This is a genomic window from Mucilaginibacter sp. P5_A6 (assembly GCF_056400585.1).
On record NZ_JBFUKZ010000015.1, the window covers coordinates 96,859 to 118,160 of the forward strand.

Annotated in this window: 13 protein-coding genes; 5 read left to right on the forward strand and 8 right to left on the reverse strand. The window is 42.4% G+C overall.

Annotated elements, in window-relative coordinates:
• Positions 1-38: 38 nt before the first annotated feature.
• From AC1DO4_RS16570 to AC1DO4_RS16595, 6 genes are all read right to left on the reverse strand, one after another.
• On the reverse strand, positions 39-2,405 hold the full coding sequence (locus AC1DO4_RS16570) for an ABC transporter permease (protein ID WP_477417753.1): 2,367 nt from the start codon (positions 2,403-2,405) through the stop codon (positions 39-41).
• A 92-nt stretch (positions 2,406-2,497) separates the two neighbouring features.
• Positions 2,498-4,918 carry an ABC transporter permease gene (locus AC1DO4_RS16575; RefSeq protein ID WP_477417755.1) on the reverse strand — a complete coding sequence of 807 codons (2,421 nt, stop codon included), beginning with the start codon at positions 4,916-4,918 and terminating at the stop codon, positions 2,498-2,500.
• Positions 4,919-5,081: 163 nt separating this feature from the next.
• Positions 5,082-7,454 carry an ABC transporter permease gene (locus AC1DO4_RS16580; RefSeq protein WP_477417757.1) on the reverse strand — a complete coding sequence of 791 codons (2,373 nt, stop codon included), beginning with the start codon at positions 7,452-7,454 and terminating at the stop codon, positions 5,082-5,084.
• 151 nt (positions 7,455-7,605) lie between these two features.
• Entirely contained in the window at positions 7,606-9,960 is a 2,355-nt protein-coding gene (locus tag AC1DO4_RS16585) for an ABC transporter permease (protein WP_477417760.1), read from the reverse strand.
• A 348-nt stretch (positions 9,961-10,308) separates the two neighbouring features.
• A complete protein-coding gene (locus AC1DO4_RS16590) occupies positions 10,309-10,986 on the reverse strand; it encodes an ABC transporter ATP-binding protein (protein WP_477403722.1) in 678 nt (225 codons plus the stop codon).
• Between the two features lie 176 nt (positions 10,987-11,162).
• Complete coding sequence (locus AC1DO4_RS16595) at positions 11,163-12,419, reverse strand: efflux RND transporter periplasmic adaptor subunit (RefSeq protein ID WP_477417762.1); 1,257 nt, start codon at positions 12,417-12,419, stop codon at positions 11,163-11,165.
• 431 nt (positions 12,420-12,850) lie between these two features.
• Between AC1DO4_RS16595 and AC1DO4_RS16600 the strand changes: the two genes are divergently transcribed.
• The 5 genes from AC1DO4_RS16600 (at position 12,851) to AC1DO4_RS16620 (ending at position 19,007) form a co-directional block, all read left to right on the forward strand.
• The gene (locus AC1DO4_RS16600) at positions 12,851-14,209 is read left to right on the forward strand and encodes a sigma-54-dependent transcriptional regulator (protein WP_477417764.1); all 1,359 of its coding nucleotides are present in this window, start codon (positions 12,851-12,853) and stop codon (positions 14,207-14,209) included.
• The gene (locus tag AC1DO4_RS16605) at positions 14,199-15,548 is read left to right on the forward strand and encodes a sensor histidine kinase (RefSeq protein ID WP_477417766.1); all 1,350 of its coding nucleotides are present in this window, start codon (positions 14,199-14,201) and stop codon (positions 15,546-15,548) included. The genes AC1DO4_RS16600 and AC1DO4_RS16605 overlap by 11 nt, the downstream gene beginning before the upstream one ends.
• 80 nt (positions 15,549-15,628) lie before the next feature.
• Positions 15,629-16,204 carry an NADPH-dependent FMN reductase gene (locus tag AC1DO4_RS16610; RefSeq protein WP_477417768.1) on the forward strand — a complete coding sequence of 192 codons (576 nt, stop codon included), beginning with the start codon at positions 15,629-15,631 and terminating at the stop codon, positions 16,202-16,204.
• 268 nt (positions 16,205-16,472) lie between these two features.
• Positions 16,473-18,356 (forward strand): molecular chaperone HtpG, encoded by a 1,884-nt coding sequence (gene htpG, locus AC1DO4_RS16615; RefSeq protein ID WP_477417770.1) that lies wholly within the window; start codon positions 16,473-16,475, stop codon positions 18,354-18,356.
• Between the two features lie 126 nt (positions 18,357-18,482).
• Positions 18,483-19,007, forward strand: a complete 525-nt coding sequence (locus AC1DO4_RS16620; RefSeq protein ID WP_477417772.1) for a DUF4251 domain-containing protein — start codon at positions 18,483-18,485, stop codon at positions 19,005-19,007.
• 77 nt (positions 19,008-19,084) lie between these two features.
• Here the strand turns inward: AC1DO4_RS16620 and eutC are convergent, their stop codons facing one another.
• Both eutC and AC1DO4_RS16630 read right to left on the reverse strand, forming a co-directional pair.
• Entirely contained in the window at positions 19,085-19,837 is a 753-nt protein-coding gene (eutC, locus tag AC1DO4_RS16625) for an ethanolamine ammonia-lyase subunit EutC (RefSeq protein WP_477417774.1), read from the reverse strand.
• A gap of 51 nt (positions 19,838-19,888) precedes the next feature.
• Positions 19,889-21,265 carry an ethanolamine ammonia-lyase subunit EutB gene (locus AC1DO4_RS16630; RefSeq protein ID WP_477417776.1) on the reverse strand — a complete coding sequence of 459 codons (1,377 nt, stop codon included), beginning with the start codon at positions 21,263-21,265 and terminating at the stop codon, positions 19,889-19,891.
• Positions 21,266-21,302 lie beyond the last annotated feature (37 nt).

Consider the following 21,302-nt stretch of genomic DNA (forward strand, 5'->3'; position numbering starts at 1 on the left):
CCACTAATCAACCAGTGAACTAATGAACCAATGAACCTCTATTCGCTCCTTAAACTCTTCACCGGATTAACCAAGGCGGCTTTAATAGCCTGGTATGCAATAGTAATAGCGGCGATTATAAATGATGATGCTATGGCTATGATGAATATTTCCGGCCCTATGTTAATGTGATAAGCAAAGTTTTGCAGCCAGTTGTGCATTACGTAGTAACCCAGCGGGGCGGCTACTAAAAATGCTATCCCTATCAGGAGTATAAATTCTTTACCAAACAGGGCTACAATACTATATACAGGCGCGCCCAAAACCTTGCGGATGCCTACCTCTTTAGTACGTTGAGAGGCTGCGAAAGCGATCAATCCGTATAAGCCTAAGCAACCTATGAGTATGGCTATGTATGAGAATAACTGGAAAGCGGTATAAACTTTTTGCTCCTGCCTGTAAAAATTGGCAATATGCTCATCTATAAACTCATACTCAAAAACATTATCCGGGTAAATTTTTGACCATTGTTTGCCAATATATGCAATGGTTTTATTCATAGCAGCAGGCTGAATCCTGATGCTGGCCATAAAGAAGCCCCGCGGATTGTATTCCAGCACGCAGGCCCTGCGGTTTTTATGTTTTGATTCGCTTTGAAAATCCTGTACCACGCCCACAATAGTTGATTGTTGGTCGCCATTAAGTTTTACCTGTTTATTCAAGGCCAGCTGTGGGTCCTGGATGCCCAGTTTGTGCATCATGGTTTCGTTGATCACTACGCTGTGCAGGGTATCTTTATCATTCTTTTTCCAGATCTTTTGCCCGGCCAGCATGTGCAGCTGAAACATATCTGTGTACTTTTCATCAATGTATTTCACCTCGGTAACATCATCCTTGGTTAGCCCAAGTTCGGGCGACTGGAAGCTGGTGAAGTTGTTATTATAAACCGGTCCGCCGTTTGAAAAGCTCAGGTCCTTTATCCCCGGATAGGTTGCCAGTTGCTGCTTAAACACCTCGCGTTTTTCCTTATTGGGCAAGTCGACAGAAATCACTGCCTCTTTATTAAAACCGAGGTCCTGGTTTTTAAAGAAATCCATCTGGTGAGCTACTATCAGGGTGCCTACTATCAATATCTGCGAAATAGCAAACTGGGCTATTACCAAACCTTTACGTAAGGTTAAGCCACCGGAAGACATGCCTGCCGTATTTTTCAAAGATTCAACCGGCTGAAAGGCTGATTGTACAAACGACGGATATAAACCCGCAAGCAAAATAACCACCAGGGTAATAGCGGCTATCCAGCCCATTACTACAGGTTGCAATAACTGCGAGGAATCTATGCTGATCGACATCCATTTACCGGCTTCTGACAGGAATAATGCGGATAAACAAACACCAAATATCACTGAAATCAGCACCAGTACCGTAGTTTCGCCCATGAATTGCTTTACCAACTGTGACCGGGTTGCACCCAATACTTTACGTACACCAACTTCTTTTGCACGCCTGATGGCCTGCGCCGTAGCCAGGTTAATAAAATTGATACAAGCTGTAATGATGATAAGTAAAGCCACGCCAATGAGCGCGTAATAAGTATCTTTTGATGTAGGTGTGATGATGTTATTGATATACCGCTGATCGAAGTGAATATCTTTCAATGGTTGCAGGGGCAAATGAGCGCTTTTGGCAATATCGGCGCCCCAGTTTTTTTTAATAAAAGCAGGTATTTTGCTTTTCAATTGTTGCACAGAATAATTTGGGGGAAGCACAATATAGGCGTAGCTACCGCCCGGGATAGACCAGAAATTACTCATGCCACCTTTCAAATACTGCTCGATGCTTTTCAATGATACCAGGAACGCGGTCGGTGTACTGGAATTAGCAGGCAAATCTTTAATGATACCTGTTACTTTGGCGTTCAGCTGGTTTTCAAAATTGACTGTCTGCCCCATAGCATTGGCTTTGCCAAAATATTTTTTGGCAATAGTTTCTGTAAGTACCACGCTATTGGGTTGCGAAAGCGCGGTTTTAGGGTCACCGGCCAGCCATTGGTAGTCAAAAACTTTAGCTGTCTGATCATCGCCAAAAACTATATTTTTTTCTCTGAAACGGTTCTCGCCAATCTTGATCATAGCTTCTGACTGGTAAAATAGTTGTGTGGTTTGCTCCAGTTCGGGAAAATCAATCCGCATGGCCGGGATTATAGCCATAGATACGTTCGAGTTAAAATCAATCGCGTTTAAAGTTACCCGGTAAGTGCGGTCGGCTTTGCTGTTGTAACTGTCAAAGCCCAGCTCATTCCTCACAATAAGGAAGATCACCAAACATGCGGCTACACCCAAAGTAAGCCCAAAAACGTTCAGGAAAGCATAACTCAGGTTACGGCGAATATTCCTAAAGGCGATAGTTACATAGCTTTTGATCATGATTTTATACTTTAAATTCTAAACCCTAAATTCTAATCTCTAAATCCTAAATTGGCGCCCCATTTCAAATCACCATTCACCATTCACCTCTCCTATTCATTCTTCAAACTATCCACCGGATTAGCCACTGCCGCTTTAATAGATTGAAAGCTCACCGTTATTACAGCTATAAATAATGCTGCTGCTCCGGCCACCACAAGCACCCACCATTGGATGCTGATGCGGTAGGCAAAATCCTGCAGCCACTTGTTCATTAAATACCAGGCTATAGGTGTAGTAATTGCAATGGATATAAATATCAGTTTGATAAAATCTTTAGAAAGGATACCTACTATAACCGATACGCTCGCGCCAAGCACTTTACGGATCCCTATTTCTTTTGTGCGTTGCTCTGCTGCATAGGCGGCTAAGCCAAATAAACCCAGACAAGCTACTATTATAGCTAAAACAGTAAATATGATAGATATGGTACCGGTACGCTGCTCGGTCCGGTAATTGGCATCAAAATTCTGCTCCATAAATGAGTATTCAAAATGGCTTTGGGTAAGTGCATCCCATTTATTTTTTATCTGGGCTATAAGGGCTGGTAAATTTGCTGTGCTCACTTTGATGCTCAGGTCGCCGGTATCATCATTCAGCAACAGGATAACCGGGCTAATGGTTTCGTGCAGGGAGTTGAAATTGAAATCCTTAACAACGCCGATTATATGATACGGCTTCATATGATCGCGGTTGCCATCCATATTGCGGTACAGGATCTTATTTACCGGATCGCTGTAGCCTAAAAATTTAGCGGCCGCTTCATTGATCACCAAACCTGTTGAATCGGTCGGCATTTGTTCCGAAAAATTCCGGCCGGCTGTTATTTTCATATCCAGTGTGCCAATGTAATCTGCATCAACATTCCAGCTTTGAGGGAAAATGGATCTTTTTTGATCGAGCGTAGCATCCTTATAAAATATAGATGTAGCACGCACATGCGCTGTGGGCAAATAACTGGTTAGTGTGGCATTTACTACACCGGGAAGCTGTTTAATTTCCTGTTTAAAGGTTTTGGCATGGCTGCCCAACTCAAAAGTTTTATTGATGATTAGCACCTGGTTGCGGCTATAACCCAGATTTTTGGTTTGGATATAATTAAGTTGATTATAAATAACTATGGTGCCTATGATAAGGAATATGGAAATACTAAACTGAAACACAACCAGTACGCTACGTAGCCTGCTGCCTTTAAAACCACCCGATACCCTACCGCTCAATACATTTATGGGCTGAAAAGCCGAAAGGAAAAACGCAGGATATGAACCGGCGGCAAAACCAACCACCACCACAATAACCAGTAATGCAGGAATAAGCCAGGCCAAAGTTTGCGAACCCACTACCAGTTCCTTGCCCGATATATGGTTAAATAACGGTAATAGCAGCAGGGTTGCAAACAAGGCTATTATAGCCCCTGCAAGCGTAACCAGCAACGATTCGGTTAAAAACTGGAAAATAATGTATTTGCGGGGTGAACCTAAAACCTTACGAACGCCAACCTCGCGGGCGCGGTTTGATGAACGCGCGGTTGACAGGTTCATGAAATTAATGCAGGCTATCAGCAATATAAATATAGCAATGGCCGAAAATATGTAAACATATTGCATGGTGCCATTGGTACCCAATTCGCCTGCACGACTGGAGTGCAGGTGAATATCAGTAAGCGGCGTAAGGTTGAGCCTGAAATAGCTTCCGCTTTTTTCAAAGGCATCCATATTCATGTGTAAACCGGCCTGCATTTCGGCATCGCTGTATTTTTTTAAAAAAGCGGGTAATTTTTTCTCAAATGCTTTACTGTCGGCTCCCTTTTTGAGCACTACATAGGTGTTAAAATCGCTCCTGAGCCATTCAGTCGACTTGCTATCGGGAAAACTCGACATCGACATGAAAAAGTTAAAATTGAAATGCGATTGCTTTGGGATATCTTTAATTACCCCGGTAATTTTAAACAGCTGGTTATTTTCTATGGTTAGTGTTTTACCTACTATATTGGTACTGTTGAAATATTTTTTTGCGGTACTTTCGGTAAGTACAACACTATTGGGTTCATTTAAAGCAGTGGCGGGGTTGCCATTGATCATGGGTAAGGTAAAAACATTAAAAATTGAAGGATCAGCAAATACGGAACTGTACTCCAGGACACTTTCGTTTCCTTTTTTTATATGGAAACCATTAGTCGGCTTTATCCTTGAGGCTTCTTCCACTTCAGGGAAATCAGTTTTAAGGGTTTGGGCCAATGGCGCCATGCATACAGCGTACAAAACATTGTTGTTGCCCAGTTTCAGATCTTCATTAATACGAAACGTACGGCTGGCTTTAGCATTATACCTGTCATAACTTAGTTCATCGGCTACGTAAAGTACAATCATCAAACAAGTAGCCAGGCCAAGGGCAAGGCCTAAAATGTTTATGGCAGTAAATCCTACATTTTTCCTTAATGTACGGAAGGCGGTCTTTATGTAATTCCTAATCATCTCTTTAGTTCATTAGTTCACTTTTCGTTCACTAGTTCACTGGTTTATTAGTTCATTGGTCTTTTATGGTTGATAAGCTCGTCGCAGGCAATAACCAGATCAACTCTGCAAGCTCACCGCTCTCCACCAATGAACCAATGAACTAATAAACCAATGAACGTTATTATTCGTTCTTCAAGCTATCCACCGGATTTGCAATAGCTGCCTTTATTGATTGAAAACTGATTGTTGCAAGCGCTATAATAACAGCCATTAGTCCTGCTGCCGCAAATACCCAAAGATTTATGTTAATATGGTATTGATATGTTTTGAGCCAGTTTTGCATTATCCAGTAAGCTGCAGGGAAAGCTATGCTGCATGATATAATCACCAGCCTTAAAAAATCGGCCGATAACAGCCTGGTAATACTTAACACGCTTGCGCCAAGTACTTTCCTGATCCCGATCTCTTTTGTACGGCGCTCGGCAGTGTAAGCGGCCAAGCCAAACAAGCCAAGGCACGAAATGATAATAGCCAACATGGCGAATACCCTTGATAATTTACTTACCAGCATTTCGCTTAAAAACATCTGGTTAAACTGATCATCAACAAAACGATAATCAAATGGATATGCCGGGTTATTCTTTTTAAGCACATTACGAATTGTGGCTAATGATGCTTCGATAGGCTTATGCTGATTTATGCGTACATACATCACCGTTGTATTTTTAGGATCGGAGCTAAAAAACATAACAGGATCGGGCTTGCCGTACATATTGCCATACACATAATCGTTAACCACGCCTACTACAGTAGCCGACGTAGTATCGCCCTGGCCATGTATTCTTTTACCGATAGCGCTTCCTTTTCCCATAAGCTTTGCCAGCGAATTGGTAATTACCATGCGTAAGGGCCTGCCCGTATCTGCTACCGTAAGGTTTCTTCCTTCAACCAGGGTCATACCGGCTGTTTCAAAAAATTCAGGGGTTATGTAGCGCTGAGATATCAATACTTCTGAAGCAGGTGGTTTGCCATCCCAGGTAAGTCCCGACGTATTATTGCCGCCATAGATGATGGCATGATCAGAAAGGGCTACATTATCAACGTGGCCAGAACTTAACAGATCATATTTCACAGCATCAAAATTTTGAGCCATCTGCCCTTGCAGTCCTATTTCGATAAGGTTATTTTTATTGAAACCCAGTTGCCTGCTTTTAATGTGCTGTATTTGCTGATAAACAATAATTGTGCTGATAATGAGCACAACCGACGCGGTAAACTGAAGTACAACCAGTCCCTTGCGAATAAACGAGGCACCGCTGTCTTTTAGTTTTGCACCTTTTAATACAGATACAGGATTAAAAGACGAAAGGTATAATGATGGATAACTGCCGGCTACCAGGCCGCAAACAGCAGTAATAAACAACAAGGCAATGATATGCACGGGTTTATCAAACCCTGGTGTAAGCTGCTTTTGAACTAATGTATTGAATGCCGGCAAAGCTACAGATACAATAAATACCGCAAAAACAGCGGCAATCACCGACATAAAAATGGCCTCGGCAATAAACTGCAGGGCGAGCGAACTTTTACCGGCGCCAAGTACTTTGCGTACGCCAACCTCGCGGGCACGTTTTTCGCTGCGGGCCGTTGCCAGGTTCATGAAATTGATACAGGCTATAAAAAGGATGATCCAGGCAATAACTGTAAACAGATGCACATATGCTATCCGGCCGCCGCCTGTTTGCCTGCCCTCGTTAAAATCATCGTAAAGGTGCCACTGGTTCATACAAAACAAAAAGGCATGACCTAAAGATTTGGGCGAACGCTTTTGTATATAACTGTAAAGTATTTTATTAACCTGGGCCGGGCTGGCACCGGGTTTTAACTCAACAAAGGTAGATAGCGACTGGTTTCCCCAGTTGCTTAGCCAGGGACTTTGATCAAAATAAAGCTGGAAAGGCATCAGCCATTCAAATTGTATGGATGCATTGGCAGGCAAATCTTTAATTACGCCCGACACCACATAATTTTGCTTGTTATCAACCTTAACATACTGGCCAAGTACATTTTTTTGGTTACCAAAAAATTTCTTTGCTGCCTTCTCGGTAATAACTACCGAATGCGGATCATTAAAAGCCGAAGCGGCATTTCCCTGCACAAACGATGTGCTAAACATGCTAAAAAAGGAGGGTTCAACATATTTGCCATCTGCAAAAACAGATCTGTCGCCTTTTGCAAATAATAAAGATGTGGTACCTTCATTGGTACGGCAGGTATTGGCAACACCGGGTATTTCGGCTTTCATTGCCGGGCCCATTAAACCAGGTGTTGAGCTTTCTGTAAAAACATATGTGTCATACTTCTGGTTTTCACGAACCTCGTAAAGGTTATCCTTTTTAGCATATACATTATCGAAATTCAGCTCGTCCTCAACCCATAAAAAAATAAGCGCGGCACAGGCAATCCCTATGGACAAACCAAAAATATTCAGAAAACTGTAAGCCTTATTTTTTGTAAGGCTACGAATGGCGGTTTTTATGTAATTCCTGATCATCTCTTTGGTTCATTTTTTGTTCATTGGTTCATTCGTTCATCAGTTCATTGGTCTTTTATGGTCGATAAGCTCGTCGCATAGCAATAATCAGATCAACTGCGCAAGCTCACCGCTTTCCACTAATGAACCAGTGAACTAATGAACCAATAAACTACTCACTCCTTAAACTTTTTACCGGGTTTGCCAACGCTGCCCGCAGGGTGTTAAGGCTTACCACCGCTAATGTTAGCAGCAGTATAATTACGCCGACCACTGCAAACAACCAGATACTTATACTGATGTGGTAGGTGTATTTTTGAAGCCAGTTGCTCATAAACCACCACGTTAATGGTACAGCAATTACAAAGGCCACCATTACCAGCTTTAAAAACTCGGTTGATATTAGCATTAGTAATTGTTGCACGGTAGCACCCAATACTTTACGTACCCCTATTTCCCTGAAACGTTTTTCGATAGTAAATGATGCCAGACCAGCTAAGCCGATACAGCAGATAAAAATGGCCAAACCTGCAAATATGTTGGTGATGCGGCTGATCAGCTCTTCGGTAATAAATTTCTTACCAAATTCCTGGTCAACAAACTGGTATTCAAATATATTTTCGGGGTTGTATTTTTTGAAGATGACCTGGATAGCCTGGATAGCCTTTTGCGGCTGCACCCCATCTTTTAAACGAACACTTACCCGGTTTGAGCTTTTGGGATCATAATAAACCATCAAAGGCTCCACAGGCTTGTATGGCGATTCCATCACAATGTTTTCTATCACCCCGGCTACGGTATATTTACGGGGCCCGTAACGCATTTGCATGCCAATGGGATTTTTGATGTTCATGGCCTCAATAGCAGCCTTGTTGAGCAGCATTACCCCCGAGTCGGCGGGCATAGCAGTAAAATCGCGCCCCATCAACACTTTGGTGCCCATAGTTTTGGTAAAATCAACGTCGGTACTTAAACCAGTGAATATAATACTACCGGCGGGCTTACCATCATAATCGGGAGATGGTGATTTCCACCAAACATCGGTTATGGGTGCCGATGTGCGGGTAACAGCACCAACCAAATTGGTATTAAATAACTCCTGCTTAATAGCTACGTAGTTTTTATCTACAGCCTCTGATGATGGCACCATCAGCAGGTTATTGGGATTGTACCCTACGCTGCGGTTTTTAATATGCTGAATTTGCTGGTATACGATAATGGTAGCCGAGATGAGTAATATCGACATTACAAACTGCCCCACTACCAGGATGCGCCTTGGCAATACCGCGCTTTTACCGGCAGCAAAAGTCCCCTTCAGTACCTTAACCGGGTTAAATGACGACAGGTATAGGGCAGGATAGCTGCCCGCTACTATTCCCGTAAACAGGATGATAACCACCGTACCTGTTAAAAAGAACGGATCAATAATAGCCAGGTGAAGATTTTTGCTCACCAATGTATTAAACAACGGCATAAATATGTACACACATGCAATAGCAAATACAAAGGCGATGCAGGTGAGGATGATTGACTCAAAAAAGAACTGGATGATTAATTGTTTTTTATCAGATCCTAAGGTTTTACGGATGCCTACTTCTTTAGCGCGTTTCTCAGACCGGGCGGTAGATAGGTTCATGAAATTTACACAAGCAATCAGGAGAATAATAATTGCTATTACGGTGAACAATTTTACATATTCAATCATGCCGCCAATATTTTTACCATCTTTAAACTCGCCATACAGGTGCCACTTATTCATGGCGAAGGTATAATAGGAGCTTATTTCATCGTGGCTATCATTCTTATGCTTAACATCGTTTACATACTTATCCAACGCCTGGGGGGATGCGCCGGGGGTAGCTTGTATAAAAACAAAATCTGATGAATTTGACCACTGTTGCATCCGGGCCTTGCTATCTGCAGATGTATATTCAAACGGGGCTATAAAATCAAACTGAAAGGTGGAGTTACCTGGAGGGTCGGCAATTACTGCACTTACTTTAAAGTTTAGCTGGTTATCAATTTTGATTACTTTATTAATGGGGTCACCGTTCCCGAAAAATGCTTTGGCAGCCGATTCGGTTATCACCATGGATTTAGGGTCACTAATAGGCGTTTTGGAATCGCCTTTAATAAACTTCCATGAAAACATTTTAAAAAACTGATCGCTTACCTGGTAACCCTTTTTGATCATTTTGGTATTACCATACTGCGCCATGTGGGTTTCCTGGTGACTGGTCATCACGGCGTATTTTATCTGCGGATTACCCGTTTCTAGCGCCTTGGCCAATGGGAAAGCCATATTCTCATCTGTGAATATGCTGTTCTTAAAGTCGCGGTTGGCCATTATTTTATAAATATTGTCATGGCTGGCGTGAAACTTATCAAACGCGACTTCATCCTTCACCCATAAAAATATAAAGATAGAACAGGTCATACCAATAGTCAATCCCAGGATATTGGTTAATGAGAACCCCTTATTCCTGACCAGGTTTCTCCAGGCGATCTTGAAATAGTTCTTTATCATGGCGTTGGTTTTACTTGTTTATTAGTTTAAACCCAATGGTTAAAAGGCGACATTCAATAAAACACTTTTCCGCCCCGCTCAGGAGAGGATTCACACAGATTACACTTTTAGTCCTTTGTCTTTTGTCCGAAAATCCTTAATCCGCGTAGCGAAAAACACTTTTCCGCCCCGCTCGGGAGGGGATTCACACAGATTACACTTTTCGTCCTTTGTCTTTTGTCCGAAAATCCTTAATCCGCGAAGCGAAAAGAAGGCATAAAACAAGCTTACCCCTCCCTTGCGGAGAGGTGAGCCGTGCACAAAAAATTAACTTATATAAACTATCTTCCGGGGTAGATGATATGCTGTTTAAACCATTATATTCTCCACAACCGACTGTCCGTCAAGCAACCTGATAATGCGGTGGCTGTAACGGGCATCATGCTCGGAGTGCGTAACCATGATGATGGTTGTACCTTGTTCGTTCAAATCAGTTAACAGTTCCATCACATCGTTACCGTTGGTACTATCTAAGTTACCTGTAGGCTCATCCGCAAGGATCAGTTTGGGTTTGTTAACCACGGCGCGCGCAATTGCCACACGTTGTTGCTGACCACCCGATAATTGCTGCGGATAATGGTTACGACGGTGCATGATCTGCATCTTATCTAACACCTCTTCTACCCTTTTTACACGCTCAGCCGCAGGAACACCAGTGTAGATGAGCGGTAATTCAACATTTTCAAATACGGTTAGCTCATCAATAAGGTTAAAGCTCTGGAAAACGAAACCGATGTTGTGCTTACGCAGGTCGGCACGTTTACGCTCGGTGAAATGCGCAACTTCAATGTCGTTAAAAACATAGCTGCCATCATCCGGATCATCAAGCATCCCTAAAATATTGAGCAACGTTGACTTACCACAACCAGACGGCCCCATGATGGCCACAAACTCGCCGGTCGCAATTTCAATTGATAGCTTATTTAAAGCTATGGTCTCTACCTCTTCTGTGCGGTAAAATTTTTCGAGATTAGTAATTTTTATCATTTGCCCCTCCTAAATCATCCGCCTTTCGTTTAGATGATTTGATTTTTTGATTTTGTTTATACTCTGTTTATAAAATTAATTATTTCTTGTTTATCGTGCCAGCCCCCTCTAAATCTCCCCCGGTTGGGGAGACTTTTTGAAGCCCTCCCTACCGGGGAGGGTTTGGGTGGGGCTGCTTATTTCTTCAATATCAGTTCCTGGATATCGCCATAGGTTTCATAGCTCGAGGTAATTACCTTATCGCCAGGATTTAAACCTTCGGTTACCACGTAATAATCGGGGCTTTGGCGTCCAAGCTGTATGTTAACCTTGTAGGCACGCTTGCCGTCTTCGCTCACTTTAAATATCCAGTTACCGCCTGTTTGCTGGTAAAAGCCACCTTTAGGTACCAATACAGCTGTAGTTTCGTCGCTAAGTGCTAACCTAACCTGCAGCGTTTGCCCTTTACGGATGCCTTTAGGCACAGTGCCTACAAATTGCATATCAACCTGGAAACTACCTGTTGTTTTTACTTGCGTAAATACCTTTTTTATAACCAGGTTATATGTTTTATCGGCAAATTGAAAATCGCCTTTCAGGCCTGTAAACACGCGCGACAGGTAATGCTCATCAATGTCAACCCTCACTTTAAAGCCCGATTGTACGTCGATCTGCCCCAGGTGTTCGCCTTTATTTTTGCTTTGGCCAACTTCGGCATCCATGGAGGTTAACTGGCCATCAATAGGAGCCCTTAAAGTAAGGCCTGCAACTTTTTTACGCATAAGGGCCAGGGCAGCCTTCATTTGGGTATAGTGTTCCTGGGCCTGCTGATCCTGCTGTTTAACAAGCGAGGTATCCTGCTTTAATATTTGTATAGCTAACTTCCGGCGGTTAAACTGGTAATCATACATGTTTTTAGCCGATTGATATTCCTGTAAACCAATTGCTTTTTGCTCATAAAGGTTTTTGTCTAATTTATAAAGCCGCTCGGCTTCTTTAAAAGCATTGTCTACATCGGCCATGGTATTAAGTTTGGTAATGGTGGCTTGTGATGCATTGTTATGCGAAATCTGCATTTGGGTTTGCTCGGCAAACACCTGCGACTCCTGGGTGGCCAGGTTTAATTCTTCATCAACATTGCTTAATTTTAAAATAGGATCACCTTTTTTAAGCATCGCCCCGTCTTCTACATATTTCTCTTCCACTAAACCACCTTCTGTAGCATCAAGAAAAATAGTGGTTAATGGCATTACTGTACCATTAACCGGGATAAACTCCTGAAATGGACCTTTAGTAATAGTACTTACAGTTATGCGTTCGGTATCAACATCCAATTTGCTTTTACCCGATGTAAAATAAATACTGCCCCCAACTAATAAAATAATGCCTGTAATACCAGCTATAGTTAGTATTCGTTTGCTGTTCCAGGTCTTTTTCTCAATTTTTCTGTCCACTGTTATTATGATATTTTGATTTATGGTTACAAAAAGATATGCCACAAATTAAAATACTGTATTTCAATACATTAAATACCTATTGCAGATTTAAGGCGTACGCTTCTGTTACATCAAGTGTACGGTAATGATACAGTAAAATAGTGCGCGGATATCCCATAACGCGTATATTAGTTACAATTAAAATTACTACTTTTTTTAACTGGTAGCTCCTTAATAGTTGTATTTATATAATACTGTGAATTTTAAGCATTCAATTATTAATTTGCACAAAGTTTTCTTTGGTTGGTGGTTCATAGATGATGCTTCATGGTATAGCGTTTGTTACCGGTATAATTAGTAACAATTGTTGAATACCACGCGTCTGCTATAAATCATCATCAAAAAACTATCGGCACTATCAATGAACCATTAACTATGAACTATACCAAATGATACTTAAAAAAGCTACTATTCTTATTGTTGATGATGACCCGGATGTACTTACCGCTGTAAAGCTGCTGCTGAAAACTCAGGCTAATGAAGTGATAACCGAGAAGAACCCTGAGAACCTGAACTGGCTGCTGCAACGCAACGAGGTAGACCTGGTTTTGCTGGATATGAACTTTAACAGCGCCATAAACACCGGCAACGAAGGTTTGTACTGGCTGCGTAAAGTGAAAGATTGGAAGCCGGATGTATGTGTTATAATGATTACAGCCTATGGCGATATTGACCTGGCCGTACGTTCATTAAAAGAAGGCGCTGATGATTTTGTGGTAAAACCATGGCATAACGAGAAACTGATAGCTACCATAAAAGAGCTTTTAGATAAGAAAGAAGGAGGTGTAAAAACCACTAAAGCAGCCGTAAAAAGCACCGCGGGAGACACCTCTATACTGGGCGAATCGGACGTGATGCAGGATATTTTTTACAAGGTGAACAAAATAGCTCCAACTGATGCCAATATTTTACTGTTAGGAGAAAACGGTACAGGTAAAGACCTGATGGCTAAGGCCATTCATGAGCGTTCGTTACGGGCCGATAAACCATTTATAAAAGTGGATGTGGGCGCCTTAACCGATACCCTGTTTGAGAGCGAACTGTTTGGGCATAAAAAAGGCGCGTTTACAGACGCCAGGGAAGACCGCACCGGCAGATTTGAAGATGCCCAGGGCGGCACCTTGTTTTTGGATGAGATAGGCAACATAAGCCTGCAGCAACAGGCCAAACTGTTAACTATACTGCAAAACAGGCAGGTAACCCGGTTAGGAACCAATAAGGCCATTGATATTGATATCAGGCTGATTTGCGCTACCAATGTGCCCATGCACGAGCTGGCTAACGAAAGCCGTTTCCGTAAAGATTTAATTTACCGGATAAATACGGTGGAAATTAATATGCCCCCTTTGCGCCGCCGCAGTGAGGATATTGTGATACTGGCCAGGCACTTTGCCAAACAATATGCCAGCAAGTATCTGAAACCTGCCGTGGATTTTGATGCCGCAGCTTTGCTAAAGCTTAAATCATATAATTATCCCGGCAACGTACGCGAACTGCAATACACCATTGAACGTGCTGTTATTATGGCTGATGAACAAACACTCAGGCCAGACGACCTGATATTTTCTATACTGGAAACATCAACAGACAGCAGTATCAACGATGACAATATACAGCTAAGCACCCTGGAAAAAAACGCCATTTTAAAGGTGATAGAGAAACATAATGGCAACATTACCCGGGCCGCCAAAGAACTGGGATTAACCCGTACAGCCTTATACCGCAGATTAAGCAAATATGATATTTAACCGTTATGAGTGGCGGCTTTTGCTGCGTGTATTTTTAATGTTTATTGCCTTAGCCGCGGCAGCGTACGTTACGGTTACAGGCCAGCCGTTATACCTGGTTATATTTATCCCTTTGGTAGTTTACGCGGTAATAGAAATGATCCGTTTCCAGAAAAAGGCACAGGATGAGGTTAACCAGTTTGTAGAATCTATCCATTACCGGGATTTCTCGCGCCATTTTGATGTACGCCGGGCGCCAAACGAACTGAAACCATTGCGCAAAGGCTTTAATGATATCAACACCACCTTTAAGCTTATCAGCCGCGAACGCGAAACGCAATATCATTACCTGCAAAAGATCCTGGAGCTGGTGGATACCGGGATTTTATCTTACGAAGAAGAAACAGGCAGCATCAGCTGGATCAATGAGGCTTTTAAAAAACTGCTGGGTATCCCTTATTTAAAAACCATTCAATCGCTCGAAAAACGGGAGCCCGCGCTTTATAACGAATTGATTAGATTAAAGCCCGGCGAAAGCAATATCATCACCATCAGCCGCAACCAGCAGTTAGTTAAAATACTGATAACGGCCAGCCTGATGCGCAGCGATGATAAGCTTTACAAGCTGATAGCGTTTCAGAATGTGAGCGAAGCGCTGGATGAAACGGAATCAAAAGCCTGGTCGAAATTACTGAATGTAATGACCCACGAGATCATGAACTCGGTGGCGCCTATCTCTTCGCTGGCCGATACCCTGAAGAACCGCCTGCAAAGCCCCGAGATTGCCAATAGTATAGAAAGCAGCGAGCTGGAAGACCTGGAGTTGGGTATAGATACCATTAAACGCCGCAGCGAGGGCTTGCTGAAGTTTACAGAAAGCTACCGCAGCCTAAACAAGATCACCAAACTCGATCGCGAAAAGATCCTGGTACGTAACCTGTTCGAGAACCTGAACAGTCTGATGCGGCCTACCCTGGAGAAGAAAAACATTGAGCTGGTAATTATTATGCGCGACCCTGCACTTGCCATTGAAGCAGATATTAACCTGCTTGAGCAAGTTATGATCAACCTGCTGGTGAATGCCATCGAAGCCGTAAAAGACCGCGAAGAACCCCGGATCACCCTATCTGCCGAAGTACAAAACAATAACAAAACACTGGTTAAAATTACAGATAATGGCCTCGGCATGCCCCCCGAACTATTAGATAAGATCTTTATTCCATTCTTCAGCACCAAAAAAACCGGCAGTGGTATTGGGCTAAGCCTGTGTAAGCAGATCATGTTATTGCATAAAGGGAATATCCAGGTACAATCTACAGAGGGTAAAGGATCGTCATTTATATTGCAGTTTGTGCCGTAAGGCCCCGGGCCCTTAAAGGGGAAGTTTTTGATTGGTATGTTTTTTGAAACATACGAAGTTTGATATTGCCTTTGTTAATAATGGAAAAACAAATTCAGCCAGGCGCTTTTGCTCCTCCTTCAGGGGGCCGGGGGGCCATCCTTGCCATCCCGGGCAGCTTACGTTCGGGTTCAACAAATCATAATATCCTGAAACATTTGGGTGGTTTGGTACCATCGGATGTTGAATACAGCATTTATACCAATTTGGCCCTCATCCCTCCTTTTGACCCTGGCAATGATGACTACTATCCGCCCGAACCCGTTTTTGAATTAAGAGAGTTATTAAAGCTGGCCGATGGCATTATCATTTGCACACCGGAATATGCTTTTGGCGTGCCTGGTCAGCTTAAAAATATGCTGGACTGGATGGTATCGAGTGGTTCACTTGTAGACAAGCCGGTGGCATTGATAACTGCGTCGTTAGGCGGCGAGCATGCGCATGCATCGTTACGACTTACTTTAGGTGCATTATCGGCCAGGGTTATTGATGATGCAAATTTGGTGATCTCTTTTATCAGGTCGAAAATGGATGGGGATAAGGTAGCCGACGAGGATCTGAGAAAAAAGTTGGATGAAGTTTTAAAAGTGTTTTTGAACAGGGTAAATCACGTTTAAAATTTTTATGATCTCTGTCAATTTCGCCCGCCAGGAGGAGGTTGCGCGTTTGTTAAAATATTTGTTAAGATTTCCCTTATTTTTCTCGATAAATGTTGACTTTTCTACATAAACTTATATTTTTTATATAATTTTTATATCCAAATTACCTGTAAGGTTTTAAAAGCGAGCCAATTCTTTCTGCCAATTTGACAACTTCGGCGTCTTTGGAACATGCATTGATGGTTGCAGGTAGAAATTAATATTAATCCATTCATATATCAATATTATGCAAGAGAAAGGCAGCATTTCAATCCACACCGAAAACATTTTTCCGATAATTAAGAAATTTCTTTACTCAGATAATGAGATATTTTTGCGCGAGCTGGTATCAAACGCTGTAGATGCTACCCAAAAAATTAAACGCCTGGCCTCTTTAGGCCAATACAACGGCGAACTTGGCGACCTGCGCGTTGAAATTGCATTTGACGAGGTAAAAAAAACCATCACTATATCCGACAATGGTTTGGGTATGACCGCCGAAGAGATCAAAAAATACATTAACCAGATAGCATTTTCGGGCGCTACTGAGTTTGTGGAGAAATTTAAGGAAGCCAAAGATGCCAATGAGATCATCGGTCGCTTTGGTTTAGGTTTTTACTCGGCCTTTATGGTTGCAGATAAGGTTGAAATTCAAACCCTGTCATACCAGGAAGGTGCCGAGCCCGCATACTGGGTTTGCGATGGCAGCACCGAGTTTGAGATTGGCGAAGGTGTATTGGCTGAACGGGGTACCGAGATCACCCTGTATATCAACAGCGAATCGGAAGAGTTCCTGAGCAAATACAAATTGCAGGAGATACTTGACAAATACTGTAAGTTTTTACCTGTGCCTATTAAATTTGGCACTAAAACCGAATCTGTTGAAGATGGCGTTGATGAAGAAGGCAAACCAAAATACATTGACGTTGAGGCAGATAACATCATCAATGATACCAACCCTATTTGGACTAAAGCACCATCTGAGTTAAAAGACGAGGATTACCTTAACTTTTACAAACAGCTTTATCCGTTTAGCGAAGATCCATTATTCTGGATCCACCTTAATGTTGATTATCCGTTTAATCTTACCGGCGTATTGTACTTCCCTAAGTTGAAAAACGATTTCGAGATCTCAAAAAACAAGATCAAATTATTTAGCCGCCAGGTATTTATTACCGACGAGGTAAAAGACATTGTTCCCGAATTTCTGATGCTTTTACATGGTGTAATCGATTCACCGGATATCCCGCTGAACGTTTCAAGAAGCTTTTTACAAGCCGACAGTAACGTTAAAAAAATTAACAGCTACGTTACCAAAAAAGTGGCTGACAAATTAGCAGAACTGTTTAAAGCCGACCGCAAAGCCTACGAAGAAAAATGGACCGACATTGRCCTGTTTGTAAAATACGGTATGGTAAGCGAAGACAAGTTCTACGATAAGGCTAAAGACTTTGTTTTGGTGACAAACACTAAAAAAGAGAACTTCACATTACCCGAATACAAAGAGAAAGTTGAGGCTTTTCAAACTGATAAAGACGGGCAGTTGGTTTACATTTACACCAACGATCCGGCAAAACAGGATTCATTTATCCAATCGGCCAATAAAAAGGATTATGATGTGTTGGTGATGAACTCGCCTATCGATAACCACTTTATCAGTCAATTAGAGCAGAAATTAGACAAAACATCATTAAAACGTGTTGATGCCGACGTTGCCGATAAACTGATTAAAAAAGATGAAACACCGGAGTCTGTTCTAAGCGAAGAGCAGTCAACTAAGGTAAAGGATATCTTCAACAAATCCATTAATAAACCTGCATATAACGTTCATTTAGAGAGCCTTAACCCAGAAGAATTACCTGTTACTGTAACCATGGACGAGTTTATGCGCCGCATGAAAGATATGGCTGCAATGGGTGGCGGCATGGGCTTTTATGGCAACATGCCCGATAATTACAAGGTAATTGTAAACGGTAACCATAAACTGATCAGCCGGATATTACAGGAAGAAAACGAGGAAGTACAGGCCCAATTGTCAAAACAGGCATTTGATCTTGCCTTGCTTTCACAGGGCTTATTAACCGGCGCCGAACTTACCGAGTTTGTGAACCGCAGCGTTAACCTGATATAATTTCAAAGCAAAATAATTCAAAGCCATCCGCACAAAACGGGTGGCTTTTTTGTTTAAAAGAATACTTAAATTTGATGTAAATTAAACCTGAATAAGCCTTTACCGTCTAACCTTAAATCGTTCATTATGAAAACGCTAAAGAAAATAGCTATACTGCTTGCCTTTGTTTTTATTGGCATCAATATGGTTAGTGCCCAAAATACACGCAAGGATAGAAAAGCTGCGCACGTTGCCGAAATAAAAGGCCTTATAGAATCTCAAAACTTTGTTTTTGATGCCAACTTTGTAAACCCTTCAAGGGGAAGTGGCCGGTCATTAACCTCAGAATATGATCTTACAGTTACTAAGGATACCATAATAGCTTATCTGCCCTATTTTGGCCGTGCTTATACAGCCCCTCCATACGGATCTATCGAGGGTGGCATCAAATTCACCAACACGCATTTCACCTATGCGATGAAACCAGGAAAAAAAAGCGGCTGGGCTATAACCATTAAACCAACAAATAAAAACATCAGTGATTGGCGGGATGTTCAATCAATGTACCTTACAATAAGCGAAGATGGTTATGCCTCGCTACAGGTGATTAGCAGTAACCGCGAACCTATCTCATTTAACGGTACCATTGAGAAAAGGCCGGTGAAGAAATGAGCCGAAAGTGGAAAGCCTAAAGCAGGAAGCTTTACCTTATATTAATGTAATGGGCCTACAGCCTTGAGCTTTCGGCTTTAGCCTATCAACCCCGCATTATCTTTCAATTCCACTCCGGATAGCTTCCGTTTAAATGCTTCGCTGATGAGGTAAAAGATCTTTCGGGCGGCTTTTTTATAGGTTAATCCTTTGGGGCGGATGTTTGATACACAATTGCGGGCTTCATCGGTGAGGCCGGGTTTGGGTTTGTAGGTAAGATATGCTCCCAAACTATCCGCCGAGCTTAGGCCCGGACGTTCGCCTATCAGCACAAGCGATAATTGGGCGTTCAGGTTATAGCCAATATCATCGCCTATGGCAACCCGGCCCTGTTCTACCAGGCTTATGGGCGCCAGTTTAAAAGCGCTCTGAGATAGCAAGGGTATGAGTTCTTTTAACAAACCAATAGCATTTTCATTTATTGCAGTCGCCGAAAGGCCATCAGCTATTATGATAGCTATATCGGTATCAACAAAACAATCCGTTAACTGATCCGATGAAGCATCGTTAAGCCTACGGCCCAGGTCAGGCCGCTGTAAGTATTGGCGCCGGTCAGTAACCTGACTGTGCAGGCAGATAACAGGTGATTCAAACTGCTTAAGTGATTCACTTAATTGATTGATATCCAATTCAGAATATACTGCATCCCGTGCATGCGCATGGGCCAGTTTAAAATCAAGTGATTGCTTTAACGGAATGCTTGTACCCACCCGCCCGATAGCTATCCGTGCAGCAGTAAATTCCTGCAACGCCTTTAATGGTTCTATTTCGTGYGGGAGGTTTCTTTTCATTTTCTAATTTCCAGGACACAATCACTCTTTGCCTTATCCTTTCACTTACTACTAAACCATTGCGCCAAGCAAGCCATGAGATGAATTTACCGGCAGCATATTGCCTTTATTATCAACAATACCTTGTTTTATTAACCATTGATCAAACTCGGGAGCCGGTTTAAGTCCCAGTACTTTACGCAGGTACAGTGCATCATGAAATGATGTTGATTGATAGTTAAGCATAATATCATCAGCACCCGGTATGCCCATAACAAAGTTACAACCAGCCACACCCAACAGCGTAAGCAGGTTGTCCATATCATCCTGATCGGCCTCAGCATGGTTGGTGTAGCAAACATCACAACCCATAGGTAAACCAAGCAACTTTCCGCAAAAATGATCTTCTAAAGCGGCCCGGATAATCTGCTTGCCATCATATAAATATTCGGGGCCAATAAAGCCCACTACTGTATTCACCAACAATGGTTTAAACTTGCGGGCTACGGCATAAGCCCTTACCTCGCAGGTTTGCTGATCTACCCCGAAATTAGCATTCGCAGATAATGCGCTACCCTGCCCCGTTTCAAAGTACATTACGTTATTGCCAATAGTTCCACGATTGAGGGATAGTGTAGCCTGGTAGGCTTCTTCTATCAATCCCAGGTTGATACCAAAGCTGGCATTAGCCTTTTCGGTACCGGCTATAGATTGAAAACAGAGATCAACCGGCGCTCCTTCATTTATCAATTGCAAAGTAGTAGTAATATGGCTTAGTACGCATGTTTGTGTGGGAATCTCAAACTGGTGCCTGATATTATCCATCAACTTTAACAAATTATTCACGGCTGCCGGACTATCAGTAGCCGGATTAATGCCAATAGTTGCATCACCGCTGCCATATAGTAAGCCGTCGATAATACTGGCAGCAACTCCTTTAGGATCATCAGTTGGATGATTAGGTTGCAAACGTGTACTGAAATGTCCTTTTAACCCGATGGTATTACGAAAGCGGGTAACCACCTCGCATTTTTTTGCTATCGCGATCAAATCCTGGTTACGCATCAGTTTAGATACGGCAGCCACCATTTCGGGTGTAAGGCCGGTTGATATATCATTTAGCGTTGTTGTATCAGTTTCATCACTAAGAAGCCAGTCGCGAAGTTCACCAACAGTTAAATGACTTATTTGATTAAAAGCTATAGCACTATGGCTGTCAATAATCAGGCGTGTTACCTCATCCAGTTCGTAAGGCACAACCACTTCATTCAAAAAAGCTTTCAAAGGTACATCAGCCAACGTGATCTGAGCAGCTACCCGTTCCTCATAACTACCTGCGCATACTCCTGCCAGCTCATCTCCCGATCTGTATGGCGAAGCTTTGCCCAGCAAAGTTTTCAGATCGTGAAACTTATAAACTTTGTTACGTATAGTGTGTCGATAGGGCATTTATTGGTTCATTAGTTCAATTGTTTGATTAATTCAT